The organism is Streptomyces ossamyceticus (assembly GCF_001418475.1).
GTDB lineage: Bacteria > Actinomycetota > Actinomycetes > Streptomycetales > Streptomycetaceae > Streptomyces > Streptomyces ossamyceticus.
The window spans coordinates 1-11,479 of sequence record NZ_LIQX01000567.1; the positions used below are offsets into that span (position 1 = coordinate 1).

Annotated in this window: 11 protein-coding genes and 1 pseudogene; 8 read left to right on the top strand and 4 right to left on the bottom strand. The window is 72.6% G+C overall.

The genetic code is table 11. The features are described 5' to 3' along the window. The 4 genes from AOK15_RS33335 to AOK15_RS33350 all read left to right on the top strand — a co-directional run. Window positions 1-731: M56 family metallopeptidase (locus AOK15_RS33335; RefSeq protein ID WP_055522055.1), on the top strand; the 731-nt coding region annotated here is incomplete at its 5' end. Between the two features lie 140 nt (window positions 732-871). Continuing rightward, window positions 872-1,555: a phosphatase PAP2 family protein gene (locus AOK15_RS33340; protein ID WP_055522056.1), complete on the top strand. Its 684-nt coding sequence runs from the start codon at window positions 872-874 to the stop codon at window positions 1,553-1,555. A gap of 32 nt (window positions 1,556-1,587) precedes the next feature. Beyond that, window positions 1,588-2,286 (top strand): HAD family hydrolase, encoded by a 699-nt coding sequence (locus AOK15_RS33345; RefSeq protein WP_055522057.1) that lies wholly within the window; start codon window positions 1,588-1,590, stop codon window positions 2,284-2,286. Between the two features lie 191 nt (window positions 2,287-2,477). After that, complete coding sequence (locus AOK15_RS33350) at window positions 2,478-3,128, top strand: TetR/AcrR family transcriptional regulator (RefSeq protein WP_055522058.1); 651 nt, start codon at window positions 2,478-2,480, stop codon at window positions 3,126-3,128. A gap of 18 nt (window positions 3,129-3,146) precedes the next feature. On the opposite strand, the gene AOK15_RS33355 is transcribed toward AOK15_RS33350, so the two are convergent. Beyond that, window positions 3,147-4,658 carry an LVIVD repeat-containing protein gene (locus tag AOK15_RS33355; protein WP_055522059.1) on the bottom strand — a complete coding sequence of 504 codons (1,512 nt, stop codon included), beginning with the start codon at window positions 4,656-4,658 and terminating at the stop codon, window positions 3,147-3,149. A 193-nt stretch (window positions 4,659-4,851) separates the two neighbouring features. Between AOK15_RS33355 and AOK15_RS33360 the strand changes: the two genes are divergently transcribed. Next, window positions 4,852-5,517 carry a DUF305 domain-containing protein gene (locus AOK15_RS33360; protein WP_055522060.1) on the top strand — a complete coding sequence of 222 codons (666 nt, stop codon included), beginning with the start codon at window positions 4,852-4,854 and terminating at the stop codon, window positions 5,515-5,517. A gap of 48 nt (window positions 5,518-5,565) precedes the next feature. Here the strand turns inward: AOK15_RS33360 and AOK15_RS33365 are convergent, their stop codons facing one another. Continuing rightward, window positions 5,566-6,099, bottom strand: a complete 534-nt coding sequence (locus tag AOK15_RS33365; RefSeq protein WP_055522061.1) for a DUF6214 family protein — start codon at window positions 6,097-6,099, stop codon at window positions 5,566-5,568. 124 nt (window positions 6,100-6,223) lie between these two features. Here AOK15_RS33365 and AOK15_RS33370 point away from each other — a divergent pair, with 124 nt between their 5' ends. Further along, complete coding sequence (locus AOK15_RS33370) at window positions 6,224-7,570, top strand: FAD-dependent oxidoreductase (RefSeq protein WP_055522062.1); 1,347 nt, start codon at window positions 6,224-6,226, stop codon at window positions 7,568-7,570. Between the two features lie 72 nt (window positions 7,571-7,642). After that, window positions 7,643-7,977, top strand: a pseudogene (locus AOK15_RS48415) (solute carrier family 23 protein); the annotation flags it as partial. Here the strand turns inward: AOK15_RS48415 and AOK15_RS33375 are convergent. Continuing rightward, entirely contained in the window at window positions 7,891-8,253 is a 363-nt protein-coding gene (locus AOK15_RS33375; protein ID WP_055522064.1) for an ArsR/SmtB family transcription factor, read from the bottom strand. The pseudogene AOK15_RS48415 and the gene AOK15_RS33375 overlap by 87 nt on opposite strands. Window positions 8,254-8,397: 144 nt before the next feature. Here AOK15_RS33375 and AOK15_RS33380 point away from each other — a divergent pair, with 144 nt between their 5' ends. Continuing rightward, on the top strand, window positions 8,398-9,477 hold the full coding sequence (locus tag AOK15_RS33380) for an NADH:flavin oxidoreductase/NADH oxidase (RefSeq protein ID WP_055522063.1): 1,080 nt from the start codon (window positions 8,398-8,400) through the stop codon (window positions 9,475-9,477). A gap of 73 nt (window positions 9,478-9,550) precedes the next feature. Here the strand turns inward: AOK15_RS33380 and AOK15_RS33385 are convergent. Further along, on the bottom strand, window positions 9,551-11,479 hold a 1,929-nt coding region (locus tag AOK15_RS33385), incomplete at its 5' end, for a cation-translocating P-type ATPase (protein WP_157870439.1).

An 11,479-nucleotide genomic window follows, 5' to 3' on the forward strand; every position in this document is an offset into this window, starting at 1 on the left:
CGGTCCACACCCCGCCGCACGCGAGCGCGACCGCGGTGACCGCCGCCCACGAACCACCGGTCCCCAGCGCGTACGCCTCGACCACCCCGTGCGGCGGGGTGTGGACCGGGGCGATGCTGGTCGGCGAGGTCGCGCTGGCCCGGCGGCAGCGCCGACGGCGGGAGGCGGAGATCCTGCGGCGGGCGCCGCTGTTGCCCGGCGAGGAGCCGGGGGCGGACCGTCTCGTGGTGGTGGAGGGCGAGCGGCCGGACGCCTGGTGGCTGCCCGGCTCGGCGCCCCGACTGGTCATCACCACCGCCGCGTTGCGTCGGCTGAAGGGCCGGCAGGTGGACGCAGTGGTCGCGCACGAGCAGGGGCACGCGCGGGCCCGGCACGACTGGCTGCTGCACTGCTCGGCGGCGCTGGCGGGCGGTTTCCCGAGGGTGCCGGTGTTCGCCGCGTTCCGTGACGAGATGCACCGCCTGGTCGAACTCGCCGCCGACGACACCGCCTCCCGGCGCCACGGACGCCTGACGACCGCCCTCGCGCTCGTCGGGCTCAACGAGGACCGGGGCGTGTTCGGGCCGTGCTCGGCCCCCGAGGACCATGTGCCGCGACGCGTCCACCGGCTGCTCGCTCCCCCGGACCGGCTGACGCCCGCGCGCCGGCTGCGACTGACCGCGTGCGCGGCCCTGCTGCCCGCACTGCCGGTTCTGGTGGCTTTCGTACCGGGGTTGCGGGCACTCGGTTAACCGTGACCCGGCAAAGAACCGACAAAGGGAAACCCAAGAACAACGCGCGAGGCACGGCTCGCGCTCCGGTCGCGGCGCGTGACAGTGATCTCACGCCCCGGCATTGGCACGGAGCCCCACGGGTCGGCGAGGATCGCTGCATGCACACCCCCACCGTCGACGCGCCGCCCCACCGGCCGTCGAACTCCCGCACCGTCCGCGTCGCCGCGGCCCTCGCGGCGCCCACCGTCCTGCTGCTCGTCCTGGTCGCGCTCTCCTGGGCGCCGCTGATGTCCCTGGACGACGGCATCGCGGACACCACCCACAGATGGGCCGTCGCCGAGTCCGGGACCACCCACGCCTTCCGCGTTCTGACGGACTGGGTGTGGGACCCGGTGACGATGCGCCTCGTGTGCGCGGCCGCCGCGATCTGGCTGGTGTGGCGGCACCGGGAGTGGTGGCTCGCGATCTGGCTGGCCGTCACCTGTGCGGTGGGCACGGCGGTCCAGCAGGGCCTGAAGGCCGCCGTCGGCCGGGAGCGACCCGCCTGGCCCGACCCCGTGGACTCCGCCCACTACGCCGCCTTCCCGTCGGGTCACGCCATGACGGCGACCGTGGTGTGCGGTCTGCTGCTGTGGCTCCTCCATCTGTACGGCGCCGGACGCGTCGTCACGCGGGTCGCGCTGGCGGTGTCCGTGGTGTCGGTCCTCGGTGTGGGTCTGACCAGGATCTGGCTGGGCGTGCACTGGGCGTCGGACGTGGTGGGCGGCTGGCTGCTGGGCGCGCTGACCGTGGCACTGGCCGTGACGGCGTACGAGAAGTGGGGTGCGCCGAGGCGTACTTGACCCGGTCGGGCGCACCGCGAAGGATCCCCGTCATGACGATCAAAGGCGTGCTGTTCGACTTCTCCGGGACCCTCTTCCGTATCGAGTCCGGCGAGTCCTGGCTGCGGGCGGTGCTCGCGGACACCGGTGTCGACCTGCCCGAGCCGGAGGTGGTGCGTGCCGCCGAGGCGCTGGAGCGGGCGGGCGCGCTGCCCGGCGGGCCCGCCCCCGTGGAGCCGCCGACCGGCGAGCTGGGTGAGCTGTGGACGGTCCGGGACCGGAGCGCCGAGCAGCACCGGGCGGCCTTCACGGGGCTGTCCCGGCGGGTGTCCCTGCCCGCCCCCGCGCTCCACGACGCGCTCTACGACCGCCATATGACGCCGCCCGCGTGGCGCCCGTACCCGGACGCCGCCGAGGTGCTCGCCGGTCTGCGGGAGCGGGGGGTGGCCGTCGGCGTGGTGAGCAACATCGGCTGGGATGTGCGACCGGTGTTCCGCGCGCACGGTCTCGACCCGTACGTGGGCACCTATGTGCTGTCGTACGAGCACGGCATCCAGAAGCCGGACCCTCGGTTGTTCACGCTCGCCTGCGAGGCGCTCGGCGTCGACGCGCGGGACACGCTGATGGTCGGTGACGACCGGCGGGCCGACGGCGGCGCGGCGGCCCTGGGCTGCGCGGTGCACTTCGTGGACCATCTGCCCGCCCACAGCCGGCCGGACGGACTGCGCCCGGTGCTGGGGCTGCTGGGCTGAGACACCGTCCGGTCGGGGGTCCGTCGGGCGGGTCACGGCGGCCGGGTCGCCGTCGCCGGCGACCCGTCGTCCGTCCCGGACCGTCCCCCGTGCGGCCCGGGACGGACAGCGGCCGGGAGGGACACTCAGGGTCGCCGCCCGGAAGCGCTGAGTATAGTTGGCTGGCAGCCAGTCAACGCAGGAGTTACAGGATGTCCCCGCGCAGCGCCTCGGTCAATGAAGAGTTGCGTCGCCGTTCCCGGGAGCGACTGTTGCAGGCCGCGGTCGAGTTGGTGGACGAGCGGGGCTACGAGGCCACGACGCTCGGGGACATCGCGGACCGCGCGGGATCGGCACGGGGGCTGGTGTCGTACTACTTCCCCGGCAAGCGCCAGTTGGTCCAGTCGGCGGTGCACCGGTTGATGCACCGGACGCTGGAGGAGGCGCTGGAGGGCGAGCCGCGCAGCGACGACGGGCGGGAGCGGATGGCGCGGGCGGTCGACGCGATCCTGCGACTGGCCCTGGAGCGGCCGGTGTTGATGCGCCAGCACATGGCGGGGCTGCTCCAGGCCCCGGAGGGATTCGTGCAGTGCGCCGAGCAGCGACGGCTGGGCGAACTGCTGCGGGACACGGTGACCCGGCACGGCTCCGCGGACCCGGACGCCGACTACCCGCTGCTGCGGGCCTTGTTGATGGGTGCCGTGTACGCGATGGTGCTGCCGAACGCGCCGCTGCCGGTCACCACCCTGCGCGCGGAGCTCTTTCGGCGCTACGGACTCGACTGGGAGTCGGGTGTCCCGCCGGCCCCCGAGGGGACCGGCGGGACGTACGACAGGGATCTGTCGCGTTTCTTCGCCACCTGACGGTGTCGGTCCGGCGTCCTACCAGCCGAAGTCGAAGTAGTCCGGCTGCGTCTGCACGTTCAGCTCACGCTGGTGGACCCAGCGGGCGGGGTTCGTGCGCCGGTCGTCGATCTTCAGGACGTCGAATCCCTTGACCATGTCGTTCGAGTAGATGTAGCCGTTGTAGTAGTACGCCGACCAGGCACCGCCGCCGACCAGCGTGTCCGTGGAGAGGGGACCGCGCTCGAAGTAGGCGATCTCCTTGGGGTTGGCGGAGTCGGTGAAGTCCCAGACGGACACACCGCCCTGGTACCAGGCCTGGACCATGATGTCCTTGCCCCTGACCGGGATCAGCGAGCCGTTGTGGGCGACGCAGTTCTCGGTGTTCGCCTGGTGGCGGGGGATCTTGTAGTAGCTCTTGAAGACGAGCTTGCGGTGGTCGCCCCTGCCGACGATGTCGTAGATGCCGTCGGCGCCGCGGTTCGGGCCGATCTCCGCGTTGCAGGTGGCCGCGCCGCCGCCGCCCAACTCGTCGGTGAAGACGACCTTGTTGGCCTTCTGGTTGAAGGTCGCCGAGTGCCAGAACGCGAAGTTGACGTTGTCCTGGACCTGGTCGATGATCTTCGGGTTCTCCGGGTCCTTGATGGAGAACAGGATGCCGTCACCCATGCACGCGCCGGCCGCGAGGTCCTTCGACGGCAGCACGGTGATGTCGTGGCAGCCGGTGGTCTTGGAGACACCGGGGTTGGTGGGCCCACCCGGGTTGCCGCCGCCGTCCGGGCCCTCGCCGGGGAAGAGGACGGGGAAGCCCACCACGGCCGCCTTCTCGGGGGCCCAGCGCGGCACCTTGATGACCGAGATGCCGTCGTGCGGCGGCTGGCAGTCGGGGAACGCCGCGTTCGGCGAGTAGGACGAGACGTAGACGTAGACGTTCTTCCGCTGGGGCAGCAGCGTGTGGGTGTGCGAGCCGCAGGCGGTCTCGACGGCGGCGACGTACTTCGGGTTCGCCTTGTCGCTGATGTCGAAGATCTTCATGCCCTCCCACGACGACTTCTCGCTCGCGGGCTGGGTGGTGCTGTTGCAGGAGCTGTCGCTGCGCGAGGAGTCCGTGGACAGGAAGAGCAGGTTCCCGGAGACGGAGATGTCGTTCTGGGAGCCCGGGCAGAGGACCTGGGCGACCGTCTTCGGGGCCCTGGGGTTGCTGATGTCGAAGACGCGGAAGCCGTCGTAGTTGCCGGCGAACGCGTACTTCCCCTGGAAGGCGAGGTCGGAGTTGGTGCCCGGCAGCGCCTCCTTCGGGATGTTGGTCAGGTGCTCGATGTTGGCGGAGTGGACGATCTCGTCCTTGCCGGGTATCTCACCGGCGGCGATCGCCTCGCGTGCCTCCGCCGCGTCGCTCTTGGAGACCTTCTCGCGCACGGTGGGCGCGTCCCCCGGGTCGGGAGTCGCCACCGCCGGACCGGCCGTTAACAGCGCGGCCAGGAGTCCGGCCGCCGTGGCGGCCACCCCCAGCCGTCTGCGGCGCGTCCGCAGGTTGTTCAACAGGGTCACTGTGTCCTCCCTCGTAGCCGTTCGCAGTCGAACGGTTCAGGCACCTCCGAAGTATCGTCTTCAGCATGCACAGATCAACAGATGGCCATGTATTCGTAACGAACAAATTTGATCACCAGCACCTGAATGCCTGTTAGAAACGATCGTCAACACTCGCCTGTTGTATGCCCGTTGCTCTGCCCAGGAGGTCACTGTGCTCGTTCGCCGCACATCCCGCGCGTCGCTGGTCACGGCCTCGTTGACGGCCGCTCTCCTCGCGCTCGCGGCCTGTGACTCGGGGTCGGACACCGAACCCGACGGCGCTTCCGCCCGGTCCGGCGGACCCGCGGTGATCGCTCCCGGAAAACCCGGTGAGGCGGCCCGTACCCTGTCCCCCGAGGAGGCGGAAAAGCGGCGCGCCGAGGACGACTCGCCGAATTCCGCGGACTACGCCTACGCCCGCATGATGATCGTGCACCACGGCCAGGCCCTGGAGATGACCGAACTCGCGCCGAAGCACGCGAAGTCGACACAGGTGAAGCGCATCGCCGAGCGCATCTCGGCCGCCCAGAAGCCGGAGATCGAGGCCATGGAGGGCTGGCTGAAGGTCAACGACGGCGACCGGAAGGGCACGTCGCACGACCACGGGGAGATGCCCGGCATGGCGACCGAGGCGCAGCTGAAGAAACTCGGCACGCTGGACGGGGCGGAGTTCGACCGCCTCTTCCTGAAACTGATGATCACTCACCACGAGGGGGCGATCACGATGGCCACGGACGTCAAGACCCAGGGCAACAACATCCTGATCGAGGAGATGGCCGACGACGTGATCGCCCAGCAGACGACCGAGATCAGCAGGATGCGCGACCTCATGGCCTAGGTGTATTGCCCTGTGAGGTCAGGAACGCGGCCGCCGGTCGCGGTGGGCTCAGCGTCGGGCGTGGCGGGGGGTCAGGAGGCCGGCGTCGCGGGCGCCGGCGATCAGACGGAGCGACTTGCGGCGGCTGTGCCCGGTCGCGCACATCACCGCGAGCACCGGGTCGTAGCCCTCCCGTTGTGCGGTGAGGTACTCCTCCGCCACCAGCCGCCGCCCCTCCGTGCCCCGCGGCCAGGCGGGCCTGGCCCGGCGGGCGGCAGCGTACCGGGCGCCCGGCACGCCGCCCTCGACCGGGTCGGGCAGCACGGTGCCGCACGCCTCGAAGAGCGGGCCCTCGATCCAGTCGGCCAGCTCCGCCAGGTCGTCCAGGGACAGCGGCGGCTGGGCCCGGACGTCCTCCAGGGACAGCCGCCCCCCGGCCACCACCGCGAGGACCTCGACCCGGGCCCCGTCCGGGAAGCTCAGCCGGGCGTTGAACCAGGCGGTGACTCCCCCGCCTTCCTGCACCTCCCACGCGGGCCATACCGAGACCGCGCCGTCCTGCCAATGACGATCAGAAAGGCTGAGAAAGGAAGCTTCGAGCACACACGCAACGTAAGGGAGTGATCACAATCGTTCGGCACAGCCACGCCGAGCGCCCCCTCCCCCGGCGGCCCCCAGGGTGCGATCCTGGAGGCATCAGCGATCTCCTCGCGTAAGGAGTTCCGCCGTGCTGCATGTCGCCGTCGTGGGTTCGGGGCCGAGCGGGTGCTACACCGCCCAGAGCCTCGTCCAGCGGGATCCCGGGGTCCTGGTCGACGTCCTCGACCGCCTGCCCTGCCCCTACGGTCTGGTCCGGTACGGGGTGGCGCCGGACCACGAGAAGATCAAGTCGCTCCAGAACAACCTGCGGACCGTGCTGGAGGACGAGCGGGTGCGCTTCCTCGGCGGGGTCCAGGTGGGGCCTCGAGGTGTGCCGGTGGCGCGGCTGCGGGAGCTGTACCACGCGGTGGTGTACTGCGTGGGCGCCGCCACCGACCGCCGGCTCGGCATCCCGGGCGAGGATCTGCGGGGCAGCTGGTCGGCGACCGAGTTCGTGTCCTGGTACAGCGCGCACCCGGACGCCGTGGCCGACGGTTTCGTCCTCGGGGCCCGTACCGCGGTGGTCATCGGCGTCGGCAACGTCGCCGTGGACGTCACCCGCATGCTGGCGCGCGGCGCGGCCGAACTGAGCCCGACCGACATGCCGGAGTCCGCCCTCGCCTCGCTCGCCTCCAGCCAGGTGTCCCGCATCCACATGGTGGGCCGCCGCGGTCCCTCCGTGGCGCGCTTCACCACCAAGGAGCTGCGTGAGCTGGGCACGCTCCCGGACACCCAGGTCACCGTCAACCCGGTGGAGCTGGAGATGGACCCGGACTACGTCGACCCGTCGGCCTTGCCCGCCGCGCAGCGCCGGAACGTCGAGGTCCTGCGCGGCTGGGCCACCGCGCCGGCGCCGAGCGGCCGGCACCGCATCCGGCTGCGGTTCTTCCTGCGCCCGGTCGAGCTCCTCGCCGACGGCGACCGCGTCTGCGGCGTCCGGCTGGAGCGCACACGGCCGGACGGTCGGGGCGGCCTGGTCGGCACCGGCCGGTACGAGGAGATCGAGGCCCAGCTCGTGCTCCGCTCGGTCGGCTACCGCGGTGTGGCGCTCGACGGGCTCCCCTTCGATCCCCGGCGGGGCACGGTTCCCCATGTCGCGGGCCGGGTCGTGCGGGAGGGTGTGGCCGCGCCCGGCGAGTACGTGGCCGGTTGGATCAAGCGGGGCCCGACCGGAGTGATCGGCACCAACCGCCCCTGCGCCAAGGAGACGGTGACCTCTCTGCTGGAGGACGCCCCCGCGCTCCTGCGCCGCGCGGTCCCGGCGGACCCGCTGGCGGCCCTGCGGGCGGAGGGCGTCCGCCCCGTGGAGTGGTCGGGCTGGCAGGCGATCGAACGGGCGGAGGCGGAACTGGGGGCGTCGCTGGGCCGTGGCGTGGTGAAACTCCCGGACTGGGAGTCGCTGTTGACGGCCGCTCAGGGCGGGGCACGGGATTAGGCGAGCGCGGCAGGACGACGGCCCGCCGCTTCGGCACGACGGCGGCCCGCTGCTTCAGCACGACGGCGGCCCATCGGCATGGCCCGGGTCCGAAGCCGTTGGGTCGTGGCACCGCCGGCGGGATCCTCGTACTGCTGGGGCTGTTGCCGAAGCCGGGTGCGGTGGTGGCCGCGATCCCGGCGCCGGTGCTCGGCGGTGCGGGGCTGGTGATGTTCGGTACGGTCGCCGCGAGCGGACTGCGCACGCTGGCGCGCGTCGCGGGCTGCCTCACGGCGATCGCGCTGAACCTCCTCTTCAGCCACCTTCCGTCGAGGGCCGATTCAGCCGTCGCCGGGGTCCCGGACCCGGGCGGCCTGCCGGCCGGCGGCGTCCAGGAGAGTGTCGAGAAGCCCCGGGAAGAGGCCGTCCAGGTCGTCCCGGCGCAGGCCGTTCATCTTGGCGGTGCCCCGGTAGACCTGGCGGATCACCCCGCTCTCGCGCAGCACCCGGAAGTGGTGGGTGGTCGTGGACTTGGTGACCGGCAGGTCGAAGTACGAACAGGAGAGCTCGTCTCCGTCGGCGGCGAGCTCTCGCACGATACGCAGCCGCATGGGGTCGGAGAGCGCGTGCAGCACGGCCTCCAGCCGGATCTCGGCGGGCTCCGGATGCGGGAGATCCCGACTGCTGACGGCGGGCGAGGTCACGGCGGCTCCCTTGCGTCGGGTCTTCGGGACGTTCATTGTACGAGAATCATCGTAGTTTGACATTCGCCGTACTACGATGCCTATCGTACGAGACATCGGGTCGTACCCGGCCCGTGTCGGCATCCCTGACGATCGGAGTCCGCCGTGAGCGCGCTGTTCGAGCCCTACCGCCTGCGTGAACTGACCATCCCGAACCGGGTGTGGATGCCCCCGATGTGCCAGTACTCGGCCGCGCCGGAGGGACCCGGGACGGGCGCCCCGGGCGACTGGCACTTCGCGCACTACGCGGCGCGCGCCACCGGCGGGACGGGCCTGATCATCGTCGAGGCGACCGCCGTGGCCCCCGAGGGCCGGATCTCCCCGTACGACCTCGGCCTCTGGAACGACACCCAGGTGGAGGCGTTCCGCCGGATCACCGGTTTCCTGAGGACGCAGGGAACGGTGCCCGCGGTGCAGCTGGCGCACGCGGGGCGCAAGGCGTCCACCGACCGGCCCTGGCGGGGCGGCGCCCCGGTCGGCCCGGACGCGTACGGCTGGCAGCCGGTCGCGCCCAGCGCCGTGCCGTTCGACGAGAAGCACCCGGTGCCGGACGAGCTGACGGTCGAGCAGATCCGGGCCGTCGTCGGGCAGTTCGCGGAGGCCGCCCGCCGTGCGCTCGCCGCCGGGTTCGAGGTCGTCGAGATCCACGGCGCCCACGGCTACCTGATCAACGAGTTCCTCTCCCCGCACTCCAACCGCCGTACCGACGCCTACGGCGGCTCGTACGAGAACCGGATCCGCTTCGCGCTCGAGGTGGTGGACGCCGTGCGCGCGGTGTGGCCGCGGGACAAGCCCCTGTTCTTCCGGGTCTCCGCGACCGAGTGGCTGGAGGAGGACGGCTGGACGGCGGACGACACGGTCCGGCTCGCGGCCGAGCTGAGGGCCCACGGTGTGGACCTCCTCGATGTCTCCACCGGCGGCAACGCCTCCGGTGTCCGCATCCCCGTCGGCCCCGGCTACCAGGTGCCGTTCGCCGCGCGCGTCCGGGACGAGGCGGGGATGCCCGTCGCGGCGGTGGGTCTGATCACCGAGCCCGAACAGGCCGAGAAGATCCTCGCCAACGGGGAGGCCGACGCCGTACTGCTGGGCCGTGAGCTGCTGCGCACCCCCTCCTGGGCCCGGCAGGCCGCGCGGGAACTGGGGGGCGAGGTACACGTGCCCGAGCAGTACCACCGGTCGGTCTAGTGGCCTTCGCCCCCGACGCGCTCCGGCGGGCGGTCTCGGCCGGGGCGCGCCCCGGCCGGCGGCGGGGCGGGGCTCAGGCGGGGCGCGGCTCGGCCGAGGCTCGTGGCCGGGGTCGCATCAGCCGCTGGACCGTCCGCTCCAGGTCGGGCAGGGTCCGCTGGCCGGCCACCGCGAGGGCGATCGCCGCGGTGACGCCCGCCCAGGCGACCGGGCCGAGCGGGGTGCAGCCGAAGAAGTGGCTGGCGCCCGGGATCTGGACGAGGACGACGAGGGCCGCGGCGGAGCCGAGGGCCGTGGTGCGGACCAGCGGGCTGTGCCGGCGGTCGGCGAGGGTCTGGGCCAGCTGGGTGCCGACCACTCCGCACAGGGCCATCGTGGTGGAGCGGCGTGCGGTGCCCGGTGTGAAACGGCCGGCCAGCCAGGCGAGGGTGGCGCCCAGACAGGTGGTCAGGGCACGGTGGCGGATCTGACGCATGAGGGGCGCGCCGAGGAGGTCGTTGCCCAGCGGTTCCGTACCCGGGGTGGCGCCCTCGGTGTCGCCGCCGTTCGCGCCGCCCGGCTCCTCCTTGGGGGTGACCGCCACCGCCATCGCGGGGAACAGGTCCGTGAACAGGTTCACCAGCAGCATCTGGCGGGTGGAGAGCGGGGCCCGTCCGGCGAGCAGCGTGCCGAGGATACCGAAGCCGATCTCGCCCGCGTTGCCGCCGATCAGGATGGCGATGGCGTCGGTGACGCTGTGCCAGAGGGAGCGGCCCTCGGTGACCGCCTCGATCAGCACCGACAGGTCCTCGTCGGTCAGGACCAGGTCGGCGGCGTTCCGGGCGGCGGCGGAGCCGCGAGCCTGGATGCCCACGCCGATGTCGGCGGCACGGATGGCCGCGGCGTCGTTGGCGCCGTCGCCGACCATCCCGACCACCCGGCCCGCGTCCCGCAGCGCCTCCACGACCTGGAGCTTCTGCTCGGGCGCGACCCGCGCCACGACACCCGCGTCCCGCAGCATCCTCGACCGTACGGAGCGGTCGGCGGAGGCCAGTTCGTCGCCCGTGACGACGGTCGTGTCCTCGGGCCAGCCGAGTTCGGCGGCGATCGCCCGGGCGGTCTGCGGGTGGTCCCCGGTCAGCATGACCGGTCGTACGCCCGCCTCGCGCAGCCCGCGCACCAGGTCGGTGGACGTCTCACGCGGTACGTCGGCGAGCGCGAGCAGGCCGGTGAACTCCAGTTCGCCCAGCGGTTCTTCGAGGGCGGCGGACGGTTCCTCGCCCGCGCGCAGCGGGCGTTCGGCGACCGCGAGGACGCGCAGACCGTCACGGGCGAGCGACTGCGCCGTGCCGGACGCGTGATCGGGGAGGTCGGGGCAGGCGGGCAGGACCGTCTCCGGGGCGCCCTTGACCACCAGGACGGGGGTGGCGTCCGCCGCTGTGCCGACGGCCGCGGCGTAGCCGCGGGCCGCCTCGAAGGGCCGGCCCTCGGTCTGCTCCCACTCCGGGTCGGTGCCGGCCGCGTCCAGCACCGCCTCGTCGGTGGCGTGCACCGGGCGATTCGAGCCGCCGTTCAGGCGGGGGCAGGCGCGGGCGGCGACCCGCAGGGTGCGGGCCGTGTCGTCGGCGGCAGTGTCCTTGAGGGTGCGGACCGTGCCGTCGGCCTCGCCGACCCGGACCAGGTGGAGACGGTTCTCGGTGAGGGTGCCCGTCTTGTCGAAGCAGACGGTGTCCATGCGGCCCAGCGCCTCCAGGGTGCGCGGGGTGCGCACGAGGACGCCGCGGCGGCTCAGTCGCCGGGCCGCCGACAGCTGTGCCACCGTGGCGACCAGCGGCAGCCCCTCGGGGACGGCGGCCACGGCCACCGCGACACCACCGCTCACCGCCTCCCTGATGGGGGTGCCGCGCAGCAGCGAGAGACCCGTCACCGCGGCCCCGCCCGCCAGGGTCAACGGCAGCGCCTTGCGGGTGAGTTCATGGATCTTGGCCTGGACGCCGGCGGACGGGGGCGTGCGCGCGGCCAG

Excerpts from the sequence above, each read along its gene's own strand:
- AOK15_RS33350 (WP_055522058.1), top strand. The coding sequence starts at position 2,478 with ATGTCCCCGCGCAGCGCCTCGGTCAATGAAGAGTTGCGTCGCCGTTCC.
- AOK15_RS33340 (WP_055522056.1), top strand. The coding sequence starts at position 872 with ATGCACACCCCCACCGTCGACGCGCCGCCCCACCGGCCGTCGAACTCC.
- AOK15_RS33345 (WP_055522057.1), top strand. The coding sequence starts at position 1,588 with ATGACGATCAAAGGCGTGCTGTTCGACTTCTCCGGGACCCTCTTCCGT.